The following is a 15,101-nucleotide window of genomic DNA, read 5'->3' on the forward strand; positions in this document are numbered from 1 at the left end:
CTGCACTATATGTTGTGGATAGTCAACACAGGAAATGGGAAGGTCAGTTTCTGTCTTCCCTTTCTTTTTGTTGCTCATGTTTATGCAATTACTTCCCTCCAAATACTCTACTAACGAATTTATAAGCTCTTTTTTCGCCCGTCACAGGATGTGTCCAATCTACATCTTTGGGTATTGATACCACTATAATGGCATTTTTGAAGCAAACTTCTTGACCGTCAATTTTGTCATAAAAATCTTGGTCAGTCATTGACACTCCCTGCATAGGATAAGGCAAGCCTTCCCATTTGAAGTCGATTTTGGCCTTTCCGTTATCATTCTTGTATAACCTTACATCTGAAACGAGCATTATGGATTCTGACGGATAAGTTGTTTGCTCAAACTCTCTTTCCCTCAGATAGGCATACCCATTGTCCCAAAAGCCATGATAGCTATATTCGCTGAATGCTTGTACTATTCTTTTGATAGGTTCTGTTCCTATTTTTCTACATGAGTGATTGTCTATCACCCAATTCTCTCTTTGTTTGCCTTGGGGCATAGGACGCCCATCAAATTCTATCACATCAAGTGGACGAGCAAAATCTATCTCGTATCCTTGTATTGCACCAGCATGATCATCATCACGCACAATACGAATCCACTGGGAAGGATTATCCAAGTCGATACCGCCAGGACATAGCCCACCAGTCTTGCAGCTCACTGCAAGCAACAATACTCTTTTCTTCATAAGTTACCACCAAATTTGATGTCATTGCCATATTTTTCAAGAAGCATTTCGCTGAGTACTCGTCTGTGGCATTTCTCGTTTGTTGGCTCGGAGCAAAGCAATACCACATTCTCATACTTTCCAAACTCTGCTACAAAATTGGAAATGTGCGACTTGGTTTCGAGTTGTTTTCTGTATGCAACCTCGAACAGCTTGTAGTCTCTGCTCATGGGGCAAGACTTGTCCCTAACCTCTTTCAACAACTCTTTCGTTGGAGCTAAATCCAGACGGTGCTTATACTGACAGCAATTTGCCAACTCCGAAAGGAAGAAAGGTAAGTCTTTTTCAAAGGCGAAACGTGAAAGTTGCCCATTAGGATTGAGACGTACATCTACAAGGCAATCTATTTTGTTTGCCTTGATAATCCCGAAAAACTGCTCTGCGGTCTTTTGGGTAAAACCAATGTTAAACAGCTTAATCATAGTCTTCTACGTTATTATTCTTGTAATTAAATTTCTTCCAACCATGCATGAGATTCCAATACCTATCGCAGAAGTCATTGATTTTCTCCTGCTCGGTATCTCCAAAGTAGTTTGTCAAGACATCATCTTTGAACATCGGGCTCAGCACATGCTTCTTGACACAAACAAACTCCTCAAGCTGTTTGTCCAACTCTGCATTGGATATGCAGCCAATACTTCCATCTGGTCGCTCGGTGATATGTCTTACTTCAAGCCATTCTCCAAATCTCTGTTCAAGTGCCTTGCTGATTAAGAAGTAGCGATGGCAATCCATTGGTTTCTTTTCGCTACACATCAGGCACAGGGTAAAGTCCTTGTCGTAGGCATCTTCAATACGCTTTAAGCCGCTTGTGAAGTGTTCATCGTGTCTGAATTTGTTGAAGTCCACAATCTCGTCCGAGCCTGCCAGTTCGGTTTTCTCTGGTCGATAGCTCTTTGCAATAGGGAACACCTCCAGCTCAAAGAAGATGTCAGATGCTTTGGAGAACACTTCCTGTTGACTATCCGCCTTTGCGCCTATCTCTGGCATATTCATGTAGGTTATGACAAAGTTCTTACATGCCATTTTCATGTTGTCTGCATTGCATTGCGGATATTGCTTCGAGAATGGAACGGAACGCACGTCAACAAGGAATTGCACGTTGTATTCCTGCAATGTCTTGAACAAGGCATCCACGTCAATTCCCCTTTCATTTTGAAAAAGAGTGTAGCCGATTGTGTATATGATTTTTTTGCTCATTTATTCAATTCTTTTAGATTCGTATTTGATTGCAACACGTTGATAAATTGGTGATTGTATTTGAGTCCTATGATTTGCCCTTTAGAGGAATCATAGTAATCAATGTACTTGTCAATTAGTTCTTGCGCTTTTATATTTGTGTCGTTCCTCATAAAACGAAGACGTACATTCTTGAAGTTTGCCATTTGCCCAATGTACAACAAAATGTATTCTTCCAAACCGATTTCAAAGTATCGACAACTGATAGCCCATTCTACGACTTCCACGGAATTTGCCGTTTCTGTATATGTCAATGCACCACAAATACCAAGGTATTCACCATTATCACGATAGATTTCAAAGATTAGCGACTTTTCTTCTGATGATTGCGGAATAGAATTGAAATTGGTCTTGAATTGATTTGATTTCGCATACAACCTCTTAGCATCCCTGTGTTCAGTATCAACACGAACGCCTATATACAATTTGGGTAGAGCGTTGTTGATACGTTCTTGCTGTATGATGCTGAACTGACGCTTTCTCCGCCTTGCGTTCAATGACAACTCAAACCTATCAAATATGCAGCACACCATTAGTGCAGTCATAAGTTCCTCATGGCTGTTCCAGTCTGGCACAAAAACCCCTGGGAGATTTCTTCTAACTTCGTCTCGTACAATTTGGTTGTCGTCAATGAATACAATAGATTTGGGTAATATCGATAGTTTTTGAGCTATGGCTTCAATGTTCTTGCTTTTATCGTTGTAATTCGTAACAATGCAATCGACTTGATTCTTGATAGGGAATTCAGCCTCGCTTAGTCCGTCAATAGCACGTTGTACAGTGGCAATATCGTTTCGGGAGCAGATTGCAACATACAAACCAAGTTCCTTTGCCATTGCTTTGATAAAAAGCATGAAAGCGACAAAGGGCATGGCCTCGTCTGTTCGGAGTGTTTGCTTAATATCATCGAATCCCACTTCTGCAAGCGTGCCTTTCCAAAGGGTGTCATCAAGGTCAAGGGCAACCGCCTTGTATATAGTCTTGAACTTGCAGATTATTCTCGACACAATTCGCATAGTCAAGATGCCGATAACGGAAATGTCAGTTTTGCTTGACAGGCCGATAATGAAGATAAGGTTGTCAATGCTATATTTCAGGCGTTCTGGTTGTCCTTCTTTATCATTGCAGACATACTCTACTTGTATCTCATCAATGGTGTCTTGCCCATTGCAGAATGAAACATCAAAACCACACAAATGCAACTTAGATGTAAGCAGAGTTATATCACGGTCGTCTGCTGCGATAAAATCAACCAGCCCACTGATTCGTACAGTGAACTTACTTCTTATATAACTGCGGAAAGCCCCTACATAGTTATCAATAAAGATGTCTATATATTTGTTGCTTACGGAACTCATACGATTAGGCAGATGCGACAGAGGTGAGATATGACCACTAATATCTGGGAGCTCCGTGCCAGACTAATTCCTTTTGCTATCACCCATATAAAACGGAAAAACGTGGAGCAAGTCCTGTCGCTCGTTACACTGTATGAAGGCTCTAGCATTGCCCGAATAGTCGAAACGAGCAACGTCCAGCCCCACGCTGTGCATATGTATAGATGCCTTTATCATACCATCCTTAGCAGTGATGCCAACAAGAAGATACAATACCGACAGTGTACAATACACCCATTGGGGCGTTCCGTTGCTTTGTTTTTGACTATTCTTGTGAACTTGCTAGATTCTCATACTGTCAAACCCAAAGCGTCAGTAACGCCTTCTATTATATATGTGCCCACCCATATCCGCTCCTCTCATCTTGTGACAGTGGCTCGGCGTGAGGTAAGCGGTCGTAAAGTTACAAACATTTATCAAAACTAGCAAAGAAAACTTTGAGAAAAATTTAATATACAGAGACCTCTGCAAAACCTGCACCCTCTCAATTTTCACCTATACACTCTTATAAGAATGAATATTTTTGACCAAAAGATGCCGTTGGAGGTTACTTTTTAAGTAGATCTTAATTCCGCAACTAAACAGAAAATTTGCTGTTTACATGATAAATAATTTCCTGAGGAACAGTAAGTTCCTCAGGGTTTTGCTATTCGCAGAATTATCACTAAATTTATGTCGTCAAACATCATTCTACGAAGCATGGCAAAAATAGCAATAAAATATGAGAATATCGTTCCTCATGGCGGGATTTTTTACGTGATGGACGAATTTAAGCGCACAGGATTGGATAAGTTAGTAGACCATTGTCTAGGTAAGCGTTGTGCGAACTATGGTTATCAGTACAGCGACATTCTACTTGCGCTCTTCTGCATATATCTCTGTGGTGGCGACCATATAGAGGACATCACTACTCACCTGAAAAAATATCTTATCACAGCACCTGGAGCGAAAATCCCTAGTTCTGATACCATTGCACGTGGTCTAAAGGAACTACGCAGTATGAGTATTGCCTACAGGAGTCAGGAAGGTGGCATCTATGTTCACGACCCTGCCATAAAGCTGAATTCTTTGCTGCTGGATATGACCTTGCAGCTAGGACTTCTGAAAAGAGGACAGGAGATCGATGTAGACTTTGATAACGTGTTTATTTCAACAGAGAAAAGCGATGCACATTATTCCTACAAGAAACAACCTGGCTATTTCCCAGGTGTGATGACCTGTGGCCCGTTAATCATCGGTGTTGAGAACCGGCAGGGGAATTCCAACGTGAAGTTTAAGCAGAAGGAAGAACTCACACGGATGTTTGACAACATTGAAAATCACGGACTTTCTGTCCGTACATTTCGCGCTGATTGTGGCTCATTCACCAAGGAACTCATCAAGGAACTCTTCCTGCGTACCGAAACATTCTACCTTCGTGCTAGCAGCTGCTCTAGCCGCAGAGAGATGTACGAAAAATGTACGGTGTGGAAGCCCATGTCTGTCAATGTAGAGAAGATGGAGGTTACATCGTTTGCGTTCAATGATTTCCTTTCCGACTGGCATCTTCGCCTTGTCGTGCAGCGCACCAAGATAAACACAGAAAGTGGAGAACAGCTCCTGCCCGGTATGGGATACATATACCCTGCTCTTCTGACCAATGACCACGAGAGTACCGAAGAAGAGGTCATTGAAAAGTACAACCAGAGAGGTGCGAGTGAAAAGAATTTTGATGTGCAAAACAACGACTTTGGGTGGAGGAATCTGCCTTTCTCAAAGATGGAAGAGAATACGGTGTTTATGCTGATTACCTCCATGCTGAAAAACTTCTATCAGCATTTATTGTCAAAAGTCAGTGGCATCTTTCTCTGCATTAACATGAAAAGTAGGCTTAAGCGCTTTATCTTTTCATTCATTGCTGTTCCTACAAAATGGGTTCTGGTTGCCAGACAATGGACGTTGAACATTTACACAACAAATAGATGTCTGCACTATTGGTCCATCTTCAACGCTGCAAGTCCATAATGTATAGTTTTCGAGGGTAAATCCCCCCCCTCCTGGGGGAAAGGGGGCACTATGCGATTTTGGCAGAATTTGTGAGGAGAGAGCTATCGAAAAAGGAGATTTTACAAACAACAAGTGCATTGACAGCTATGTGAAGAACTGAATGTAAAGGTTGCGGAATTGAGAGTAAAAAACAAATGCAAGCCAAAAATAAAAGAAGAAAAATCGTGAAGACAGAGGAATTTAACACAAAAATAATACCTAAAGGCCATTTCTCTCAATATAAATGATGATTGTTTGTCGTAACAAAGGACTGTCGCAATAAGCAAGTTGATGCAGAATGTAGCAAATAAAACGGTAGCCTATTCATTACCCGGCAATCATTTGACCACCTGAAACACCTTCTCTTTATGCTTATACAAAACAGAATTGTAACTTTGGGTGAGTTTTGCAAGAAATCATATACTAATCTCACAAAAACTCCACATTGCCCCGCAAACGTAGACAACAGAACTATCAAGGAGCTTCACGACAATTCGAGAACCTGTTTAATCAAGGTATCCGCCTCATTTACGGGATTAGGTCGAATATGAGAAACAAATTCATGCACTTGTGGGCAAGGGATGGTGATTTTCCATTTTTTCTTCTTTTCCTGTAATTTTTCATTTGGAAATGATTATCTTTGCAATAGAAAATAAAGTGTTCTTTGAGGCATTGCAGAATAAAGAAGGGAAAAGAAACTCGCTCGTTTCCATCTCGTAACCCATTTACCCTTTATTCATTCTTATTTTATTGATTATCTGAAAGATACAGATTCCTTGAGTCTTTTATCAGCATAGTCAGTTTTTGCCTAGCATCTTCTTTGCACACTCGTTTAGGGTACTCTCCTTTATTTTCATACATTGAAATAATAATAGAAACAAGAAATATCTGCCGACAGAATCTCCGAATTAACAGATGTAAAATCAAGGTTTCTCGCGCGTGCGCACGCGCGCGCACCCTGCAAAATAGTAGTTTTTGCTTTCACAACCTTCACACTTATCGCTGTAATACACTGGGACACAAAGAGATGCAAGCGATTTATTTGCATTCGTTTAGAAAAGTGAGCGAGAAGAGCAGAAAATCAAGGAAAATGGGATGAAAAAAGCGGTATAGGGACAACTGGGAGGAAGTGTGGATGAGGGGGAGAAAATGGGACAAATCGGAGTGTTGTCCACAACTCTCGGAGATATTTGAGAAAACGTGGGAGATTTCTCAAAAAACGTGGGAGTTTTTTCGAAAAACGTTGGAGATTTTAGGAGGATAATGCCTTGATATCAAGGGGAAATCAAGACAGATGAACGGAGAGAGTGTGAAGGTTGTGAAAGCAAAAAGTGTAAAATTGCTGTAGGGTGCGCGCACGTGCGCGCGAGGAGGGAGTTTTCCACAGTGCAACGAGTGAACCTTGCCCTCTTCTACGCTACCCTATCACAATTTGGGAAAATGGAGGAAAACAGCAAGACTAGGTCAAAACAAGAAAGCACAAAGAGAAATAGATTTCTCGAAAGTCTGGTGTTTTGGAGTACGTTACAATGTCATTCTGAGAAGTAGACTTATCAAATAAAAGGTTTTCAAAGAAAAAATGTCACTTTTCTGTCGATTTTTCTCACTTTCGCCTCATATCCTCCCATATACTTATAGGGGGCAGAGGAAAAGAAAGAAGAACAGATGAATAAAGAGGATGTGCGACAAGGGACAAGGACAGGCAACAGATGTGAAAGGAGGAAGAAAGAAGGCAAAAAGGCGAGCGAAAGAAGAGCGAATGCAAGAAAAGAGAATGAAGGAAGAGTGAAGGAAGAGAAGGTAGATGGAGAAAGGAGAAAGGAGAAAGGAGAAAGGAAGCAGCAAAGAAAGATGGTTGCACCAGAAACAGCGCGTCCGCATCAAAACTTGTGTTCTGATGCGGACGGGCGTGATGAAATGAGAAATTACCCTACCTAGGAAGGTGGTAATGGTAGTGACAAAGAAACATTAGAGATGAGCGACGCGCATGACATCGGCAAAGACACCAGCGGCAGTGACGGCAGCTCCTGCGCCATAACCGCGAATGATCATGGGCGTGTCGTAGCGTTCGGTGGTGAGACAAAGGATGTTGTTAGAGCCTTCGAGATGATACAAGGGATGACCTTGTGGGATTTCCTTAAGACCGACCTTACCCTTGCCTTCGTGCCACTCTGCCACAAAGCGCCAGCACTTATTTTCGCGCACAAGACGTTGGCGTTCTTCTTCAAAATGCGCATCGAGCGAAGGAAGTTGTGCCCAGAAATCTTCGAGCGAACCTTCAAACAGATGGTCGGGCAAGAAGCGGCGCGCTTCAATGTCGCTGCTCTCGACACGATAACCGCTCTCACGTGCTAAGATGGTGAGTTTGCGCACTACATCGATGCCACTCAAGTCGATGCGAGGATCGGGTTCGCTGTAACCTTCCTCCTGCGCTTGGCGCACAGCTTGCGAGAAAGACACCTCAGAGGAGAGAGCATTGAGCACATAGTTGAGCGTGCCAGAGAGTACCGCTTCAATGCTCTTGATTTTGTCGCCCGAAGCCATGAGGTCATCGATGGTGTGAATGATGGGTAAGCCCGCTCCGACATTGGTTTCAAAGAGGAATTTCACACCCCGTTGGCGAGCCAGCGATTTGAGATGCTGATAGTTGTCGTAATCCCCCGAAGCCGCAATCTTGTTGGCAGTGACCACATGGACGTGGTGATCGAGCAAGCGCGCATAGTGCTTTGCCACCTCGGCTGAAGCCGTGCAATCGACAAAGACGGAGTTGAACACGTTCATCTCTTCGATGGTGTCGAGCATGGCTTCAATGCCACCAGAAACGGGGGAAGCATCGAGAAGTTCGCGATACTGCGCAGTATCGAGTCCTTCGCGCGCATAAACAGCGGAAGATCTGCCGCAGATGCCGACTAGATTGATTTTGACACCACGTTCTTGGCGCAGTGTCTCCGTCTGCGATTGGAGTTGCGCGATGAGCTGACTACCCACTGTGCCGACACCGCAGAGGAAGAGGTTAAACTCTTCGTAATTGCCCATGAAGAAGCTGTCGTGGAGCACACCAATCGCCTTGCGCAACTGAGTTTGTGGGATGACGAGCGACACACTAAGTTCGAGTGCTCCGAGAGCAATGGCGTTGACCCCAATACCGTTTCGACCTAAGACCGAGAAAAGTCTACCAACTGTGCCCGTGTGGAAGCGCAAGTTTTGACCAACGATGGCAACAGTGGCTAGGTCGTTGTTGCACTGCGCAGGATTCATGGCTCCAGACTCGATTTCCTTGGCAAATTCGCGGTCGAGGATAGCGCAGGCTTGCTCCGCTTGCGAAGGGGTGACGGCGAGAGAAGTGGAGGTTTCGGAAGTGGATTGCGCCACCATGAACACGCTCACTCCAGCATCGGAGAGGCAAGAGAAGATGCGGCGATTGACACCCACGACCCCCACCATGGACATACCACTCACGGTGACGAGTGCGGTTTGGTTGATGGAAGAAATGCCGCGGATGAGTCGCTCTCCAGGTGCTGCATCTTGGCGAATGATGGTGTGGCGACCAGTGGGGTTGAACGTGTTGCGCACGAGGATGGGGATACCCGCCTTGCACACTGGGAAAATGGTGGGGGGATAGATGACTTTAGCCCCGAAGTTGCACAATTCTGTCGCCTCATCGTAGGTGAGTTCGTCGATGGTGAAAGCCGTGGGGATGACTCTTGGGTCGGCTGTCATGAATCCATCAACATCTGTCCAAATCTCCAGCACCTCAGCACCGAGTGCCGCAGCAATGATGGCAGCGGTGTAGTCAGAGCCACCACGTCCGAGGTTGGTGGTGTGCCCCGTGGTGACATCGCTCGCAATGAAGCCACCAACAACGGTGATTTGTGGCAGCGCGTGCATGTGTTGCTCGATGGCTGCATGAGTGGCTTCAAAATCTACGGTTTGACGAGATCCTTCTTTGCGTGTTTTGATGATTTTCTGTGCATCAATATAGATAGCTTTGTCGATGGCGCGTGCCACGATAGCCGACGAAAGGAGTTCACCGTAAGCCACGATGGTGTCGGCGATGCGAGGGGGAAGTTCTTGGATAAGGCTGATGCCCTGAAGCAAGCTCCCCAATTCGCGGAAGCGGCGATTGACCAACTCTAATAGAGCAGGTTGTTCAGCCTTTTCGACCACCGCTTTGACCATGTCGCAATGACGTTGATGGAGGGCTTCGAGTGCAGGCAGATAATCGTCGCCCCCTTTGGTGGCTTGATGAGAAAGAGCAATGAGCTGATCGGTGACTCCACCCAGCGCAGAAACCACTATCACCATGGGAGCAGCAGTGTGCTGCACGATTTGTCTGACTTGCTGAATGGCTTGTGGTGTGGCGACAGAAGAACCACCAAATTTGAGTACTTTCATGGGCTGTCTGAATAAAAAAGTGGAGAGAAGGAATAAGTTCTATGTATGTAGAAAGTCGTTACGGTGCATGGTGACCTATGCAAAATCCACCCTACATTTGCCTAAACAAGAAGGGCAATAATGGACACACATCGCGTAACTACTGTCTACAGCTACTTATATAAAAGACGTTGCGTGCCGAGGCTTGACTTTCTCGCAGGGAGTACAAGTGCACAGCTGCGGCACGCAACGCTAGAAGCCTTTAGAGTTTCACTTTGACTTTCACGGGTTTCGACTCGTTTTGCAAGCGATCAAGCGCCGTGATGACATAAGTGTATTTTTCTTTACCAAACTGATAGGGGAGTTTATACATCGTTTGGTCGGTGATGGCGATGATGTGGGTAGAAGAATTCAAATCGATCTTTTGCCCTTTTTCAAAACAATAGACTACATAACGCTTCGCATCGTCCATTTCTGTTTTTGCCTTGGGTGCCGTCCAGAAGAGGTAGTAGCCATCGGGCATCCAGAGCTTCTTCACCTTACGCGGCTTCTTTGGAGCCTTGTCATCGATGAAGGGCATGAGCGGCTGGAGTGCAGGGGTGAGGTGGTAGTTGTTTTGAAGTTCGTAAGCGAAGTTTCCTTCATTGCGCACCACAGCAGCAGAATACCACAAGCAGCTACCTGCAACATTGGGCAAATTGCGCTGCAACTCGAACTTAGCTGCCATCTGATTGACGGTGGGATTGTTGACATCGCGCGCACGAACGGTGCGTTCCACATCTTGTCCGATGATCAAAGGACGACCATTGGTGTGGCGTGACCACCAACGAATGAGTCGGTCGTAGTCGGCTGATTTGTGTCCGATTTCCCAATAGAGTTGTGGCACCACATAGTCCACCCAACCTTGGTTTACCCAATAGAGCACATCGGCATAGAGGTCGTCGTAGTTTTGAAGTCCTCGAGTGTCACTACCAGGCACGTTGCTTCCTGCAGAAAGATTGTGGTAGATGCCAAAGGGAGAAACCCCAAATTTCACCCATGGTTTGACACTATGCACGGTGTTATAGAGCATCTTGACGAAGGAATTCACATTATATCGGCGCCATTCTGCACGGTCTTGAATGCCATTGCGATTGGCAAGATAAGTGGCATCGTCGAGAATGACGTGACCTGCAGCAGGATAGGGATAGAAATAGTCGTCGATGTGGAGACCATCCACGTCGTAACGGCGCACGATGTCGGCAGCCACATCGCAGATGTAACGCTGATTTTCCATGATGCCAGGGTCGAAGAGCAGCAGTCCATCATAGCGCAAGAAGCGTTCGGGATTCTTAAAATAGGGGTGTGTGGTGGCAAGTTCGTTAGTACCTTTGGTCTTGGCACGGAAGGGATTGATCCACGCGTGCAACTCCATGCCACGGTAATGACACTGGTCGATCATCCACGCGAGTGGGTCCCAACCTGGATATTGACCTTGACGTCCGGTGAGAAATTTGCTCCAAGGTTCGTAGTTGCTCTGATAGAGGGCATCGGCCTCTGCACGCACTTGAAACATCACGGCATTGATGCCACAGGCTTGCAAAACATCGAGTTGGCGGGTGAGATTGGCTTGCATCTGCTCGCGACTCATGCCTTGGAATTGTCCATTGACACACTGAATCCAAGCACCGCGCATCTCGCGTTTAGGTCCTTCAAATGGGTTTTGAGCATGCACCACAAGTTGCATGACGAAGAGGAGGAGGAAGAGGAGCGATTTTTTCATTGAAATATATGGAGTATTGCTAGTTTCTATGATGATCGTGAGGCGAGAATGCCCTGACATAGTGAGCGTCTGTGAAAATGTTATCGTGCGATGTCGCCCAAGAGGAAACCCGTACTGCTGATGGATGCAGTGTTTGCTGATTTTGATGCACATATTGACCACAAAAATACGACTTTGACAGCGATTCTCCAACTCTTCTCTAGAAAAAGCCCAGAATATAAATGGTTTGCCGCAAAATTCGAATGAATATAACGACTATTTCTCCAAAATATCCTATATTTGCACATATAAATCGGTTTTATTGCTCAATTACACTTTGAATTTGACCATAAAATATCTTCTCTTTTCTATGAATCGACTACTTTTATTTGCTCTTTCTCTGACGTCTCTGGGAGCTGCAGCCCAACAGCGCGCAGTGTACACAGAAGTGAATGGAGCTTCCAATGGATTTTCCTTCAGCTTCGACTCTCGTCTTGCCCCTCGTTCTCACTGGGGATATGATGTAGGTCTGGGATATAGCGATAAGACATATTTTACAGAGAATCGCTATTCCATAGCTCACGTGTCGTTGCCCTTACGCATGTATTATCTGACTGGCAGAAAGTACCATTTTTTTGAAAGTGGTATCGGAGTTGTCCCTGGTTTTGCCCAATATACCGAGCAGTATGTTACGAAAGAGGAAACACGCATGCGCTATGTCAGAGCAAACATTAAGCAGTTTCGCTATTATCTCACCCTCAACATGGGTTATCGCTTTCAAATGCCTCATGGCGTAATCTTACGCACGGGATTTTGCATCAACGCCCACGAGCGTGAGAATGCGGACAACGTTATTCAACCCTACATCTCACTCGGTTATTCTTTCTAAATTTCAGGATGATGTAGGCAACTCTTGTTCTGATTAAGCACATTTCGTGCAGGAAGACAATGAATGAGACTCGTCTACGTGTTGTAAGACGTTTTTCCATAACGCGATAACCTGAGTATTCTGTAATATGCTGTGCCCAACTGTGCCTCAGCATCTATTGCATTTCCGAGTATTTCTTCTGTTTCTCCTTCTAAATATTCAACTTCTATGAAATCCTTCTTAGGTTTCTTGGTTTTCCTCTGCATAGCTCTCCCTATGGCAGCAGAAAAAAAGCCTCAACAGGCTGTATATACTGAATTTGGCGGCATCTCCAATACGTTCTCCGTGAGCTACGATGCTCGTTTTCATGGCAACAAAGGTTTGGGTTATAGCGTTGGTCTTAGCTATGGCGGCGAAGACTCTCCCTTCGACATTCTCAACGAAGATTCCTACATGTGCGATGGAGTTGCGGTTCCTCTAGAAATCAACACGTTGATTGGTGGAAGACGTAATTTCCTCGACCTCGGTATCGGCTTGAGTTTGGGGTATTACCAGCATAGAACCACATATTCATGGGCCTTGATGCAAATGAATAACGACGGGAGCTCAGTAACCGAAAAGGGGATGCGTAACCTGATTAGCGATCCCCTTCAAAAAGAAGGAAGTTTTGGTTACTATAGCAGTTTGAGAGTGAGCTATCGATACCAAGCACCACGAGGTCTCTTCTTCCGAGTGGGTGTAGCGTTCCTTTCTGGCTTCAAAGATTTGAAATATTCTGTCAGCCAACATACGGCAGTTGCACCACATATCTCCTTCGGTTTGTCGTTTTAATCCACACCGTAGGAGTAAACTGCGACACAACATAAGTTTTTCGAAAAGAAAAAATCCAAAGTTGGGTGCAACGTCATAGTAAGACGACGTAAAGCACCCAACTTTTGCTTTTATTTCCGACAAAGATAACACGAAGGCTCACCCAATAGAGTGGATGCCCCCAAAGAATGGAAGACTCTCCACAAGAGGAGGAGGATTTCAAGAAAAGAAAACCGACAACTCCTCCTAGACTACAACGAGCTACACACAATTTAGAATTGATTTACCACCCCAAAAGAACAGAATGATGAAAAGAATTATGCAAATAGTATGGAAAATCATCAAGCGATATTTCAATGCACTACCCGACAAAGAGCAAGAAGCGGACACCATCGAACAAATCAGTAGCGGTGTGTCCTTCCGCGGCTCCAACTTGTGGGTATTGGTCTTTGCCATCTTCACCGCGTCTCTCGGGCTCAACGTCAATTCCACCGCTGTCATCATCGGTGCGATGCTCATCTCCCCACTCATGGGTCCCATCATTGGCATGGGATTGGCGATTGGTATCGGAGATTTGCCCTTGCTCAAAAGTTCTATCAAGAACTACTTTGTAGCCACTGTGATTAGTGTGCTAACCGCAATGATTTACTTTGCAATTTCTCCACTCACCGAGGCACAATCTGAGCTACTCGCGCGCACTTCTCCCACCCTCTACGATGTTTTGATTGCGCTTTGCGGTGGTGCAGCGGGAATTATTGCTCTTTCCACACGTGGCAAGGGCAATGTGGTGCCGGGTGTAGCCATTGCAACTGCGCTCATGCCCCCACTTTGCACCGCTGGCTATGGTTTGGCAATGAGAGAATGGTCGTTTTTCTTCGGCGCATTCTATCTCTATTTCATCAACACGGTGTTCATCGCTCTCGCCACCTACATCGGAGTGCGCATGCTTCGCTTCCGTCCTAAGATAGCGGTGAGCAAAGATCGCATGAGAGTGGTGAATCGCACTATCTTTGCCATTGTGGTTGTCACCATGATTCCTGCTACTATCATGACGGTACGCATTATCCGCGATAGCATGCTCGACAATAACATTGCGAGATTCCTAAAACACGAACTCCACTATCCGGGTACGCAAATCGTGTCTCACCAGAAGGATGGCGAGAAAAAACTATTGAGTGTCGTGGCAGTGGGTAATCCTATCTCTGCGGGCAACATTGAGGAAGCACAGAATAAGTTGGAACAATATAGTTTAGGCAACTATAAACTCCAAGTTTTCCAAGGTGCTCAATCCGATAGTTTGTTACTTCTCAATGCTTCACTCTCGAAAATGGGAATTAACACCGAAGCTAACAACCCAAAGTTGTTGGAACAAGCTGGGCGCATCCAACATCTCGAAGCGCAACTTCAGTCTTACACACAATATGAGACACTGAGTCGCAACATCAGCGGTGAAATCAAGAGTTTGTGGCCCAACATTCAGACTATCAGTCTCTCTCAAGATATGGAAGTGCCAACAGATAGTGTGATGTCGCCTGATACTCCAACTATTTCTGCCCCTACCGATGATCAAAAATCGCACATCGTCCTTGCAGTTGTTACGCACAAAGGCCGTTTCTCCGAAGCTGAACGAAAACGCCTCAACGACTGGCTCAAGACACGCTCCAAAGCTGAGCAACTTCAACTCATTCTCCGCGCGCAATAAGTCAGCATCTAGCGCAATAAGTCAGCACCTAGCACAATAATTCAGCACCTAGCACAATCGATTCGCGCACAATGCTACATATACGTGCTTTATACAAAAGTATAAGTACAATGTACCTGCGCACAATCAACAGTTGCTGAGTCATAGACGTCACCTCCGTAAGAGTTCCTTTGGAGAAG

At 45.1% G+C, this 15,101-nt stretch carries 11 protein-coding genes; 5 read left to right on the forward strand and 6 right to left on the reverse strand.

The features are described 5' to 3' along the window. Window positions 1–88: 88 nt before the first annotated feature. The 4 genes from BQ2633_RS04450 to BQ2633_RS04465 are packed head-to-tail and all read right to left on the reverse strand — an operon-like array spanning window position 89 to window position 3,363. Entirely contained in the window at window positions 89–727 is a 639-nt protein-coding gene (locus BQ2633_RS04450; RefSeq protein ID WP_075565363.1) for a dual OB domain-containing protein, read from the reverse strand. Beyond that, window positions 724–1,188 carry a DUF488 family protein, N3 subclade gene (locus BQ2633_RS04455; protein WP_083233947.1) on the reverse strand — a complete coding sequence of 155 codons (465 nt, stop codon included), beginning with the start codon at window positions 1,186–1,188 and terminating at the stop codon, window positions 724–726. The genes BQ2633_RS04450 and BQ2633_RS04455 overlap by 4 nt, the downstream gene beginning before the upstream one ends. Continuing rightward, window positions 1,181–1,966 carry a DUF488 domain-containing protein gene (locus BQ2633_RS04460; protein WP_075565364.1) on the reverse strand — a complete coding sequence of 262 codons (786 nt, stop codon included), beginning with the start codon at window positions 1,964–1,966 and terminating at the stop codon, window positions 1,181–1,183. The genes BQ2633_RS04455 and BQ2633_RS04460 overlap by 8 nt, the downstream gene beginning before the upstream one ends. Further along, entirely contained in the window at window positions 1,963–3,363 is a 1,401-nt protein-coding gene (locus BQ2633_RS04465) for an HAD-IIIC family phosphatase (RefSeq protein ID WP_075565365.1), read from the reverse strand. The genes BQ2633_RS04460 and BQ2633_RS04465 overlap by 4 nt, the downstream gene beginning before the upstream one ends. A 738-nt stretch (window positions 3,364–4,101) precedes the next feature. Here BQ2633_RS04465 and BQ2633_RS04475 point away from each other — a divergent pair. Next, entirely contained in the window at window positions 4,102–5,406 is a 1,305-nt protein-coding gene (locus tag BQ2633_RS04475) for an IS1380 family transposase (protein ID WP_075565369.1), read from the forward strand. Between the two features lie 1,686 nt (window positions 5,407–7,092). Next, the gene (locus tag BQ2633_RS04480; RefSeq protein WP_075565371.1) at window positions 7,093–7,365 is read left to right on the forward strand and encodes a hypothetical protein; all 273 of its coding nucleotides are present in this window, start codon (window positions 7,093–7,095) and stop codon (window positions 7,363–7,365) included. Window positions 7,366–7,395: 30 nt separating this feature from the next. On the opposite strand, the gene thrA is transcribed toward BQ2633_RS04480, so the two are convergent. Continuing rightward, window positions 7,396–9,822, reverse strand: a complete 2,427-nt coding sequence (gene thrA / locus BQ2633_RS04485) for a bifunctional aspartate kinase/homoserine dehydrogenase I (RefSeq protein ID WP_075565372.1) — start codon at window positions 9,820–9,822, stop codon at window positions 7,396–7,398. A gap of 241 nt (window positions 9,823–10,063) precedes the next feature. Next, the gene (locus BQ2633_RS04490) at window positions 10,064–11,569 is read right to left on the reverse strand and encodes a glycoside hydrolase family 10-like protein (protein WP_428829840.1); all 1,506 of its coding nucleotides are present in this window, start codon (window positions 11,567–11,569) and stop codon (window positions 10,064–10,066) included. A 343-nt stretch (window positions 11,570–11,912) separates the two neighbouring features. On the opposite strand from BQ2633_RS04490, the gene BQ2633_RS04495 reads away from it, so the two are divergent. The 3 genes from BQ2633_RS04495 to BQ2633_RS04505 all read left to right on the forward strand — a co-directional run bounded on the left by BQ2633_RS04495 (window position 11,913) and on the right by BQ2633_RS04505 (window position 14,922). Next, a complete protein-coding gene (locus tag BQ2633_RS04495; RefSeq protein WP_141700132.1) occupies window positions 11,913–12,431 on the forward strand; it encodes a hypothetical protein in 519 nt (172 codons plus the stop codon). A 207-nt stretch (window positions 12,432–12,638) separates the two neighbouring features. Further along, on the forward strand, window positions 12,639–13,241 hold the full coding sequence (locus BQ2633_RS04500) for a hypothetical protein (protein WP_075565377.1): 603 nt from the start codon (window positions 12,639–12,641) through the stop codon (window positions 13,239–13,241). 286 nt (window positions 13,242–13,527) lie between these two features. After that, on the forward strand, window positions 13,528–14,922 hold the full coding sequence (locus BQ2633_RS04505) for a DUF389 domain-containing protein (RefSeq protein ID WP_075567205.1): 1,395 nt from the start codon (window positions 13,528–13,530) through the stop codon (window positions 14,920–14,922). Window positions 14,923–15,101: the final 179 nt, after the last annotated feature.

This window comes from Ihuprevotella massiliensis (assembly GCA_900095835.1).
GTDB classification, from domain to species: domain Bacteria; phylum Bacteroidota; class Bacteroidia; order Bacteroidales; family Bacteroidaceae; genus Alloprevotella; species Alloprevotella massiliensis.

Bases quoted from the DNA above. Each gene is read 5' to 3' on its own strand.
- BQ2633_RS04480 (WP_075565371.1), top strand. From the start codon at position 7,093: ATGAATAAAGAGGATGTGCGACAAGGGACAAGGACAGGCAACAGATGT.
- BQ2633_RS04460 (WP_075565364.1), bottom strand. From the start codon at position 1,966: ATGAGCAAAAAAATCATATACACAATCGGCTACACTCTTTTTCAAAAT.
- BQ2633_RS04475 (WP_075565369.1), top strand. From the start codon at position 4,102: ATGGCAAAAATAGCAATAAAATATGAGAATATCGTTCCTCATGGCGGG.
- BQ2633_RS04495 (WP_141700132.1), top strand. From the start codon at position 11,913: ATGAATCGACTACTTTTATTTGCTCTTTCTCTGACGTCTCTGGGAGCT.
- thrA (WP_075565372.1), bottom strand. From the start codon at position 9,822: ATGAAAGTACTCAAATTTGGTGGTTCTTCTGTCGCCACACCACAAGCC.
- BQ2633_RS04465 (WP_075565365.1), bottom strand. From the start codon at position 3,363: ATGAGTTCCGTAAGCAACAAATATATAGACATCTTTATTGATAACTAT.
- BQ2633_RS04500 (WP_075565377.1), top strand. From the start codon at position 12,639: ATGAAATCCTTCTTAGGTTTCTTGGTTTTCCTCTGCATAGCTCTCCCT.
- BQ2633_RS04455 (WP_083233947.1), bottom strand. From the start codon at position 1,188: ATGATTAAGCTGTTTAACATTGGTTTTACCCAAAAGACCGCAGAGCAG.
- BQ2633_RS04450 (WP_075565363.1), bottom strand. From the start codon at position 727: ATGAAGAAAAGAGTATTGTTGCTTGCAGTGAGCTGCAAGACTGGTGGG.
- BQ2633_RS04505 (WP_075567205.1), top strand. From the start codon at position 13,528: ATGAAAAGAATTATGCAAATAGTATGGAAAATCATCAAGCGATATTTC.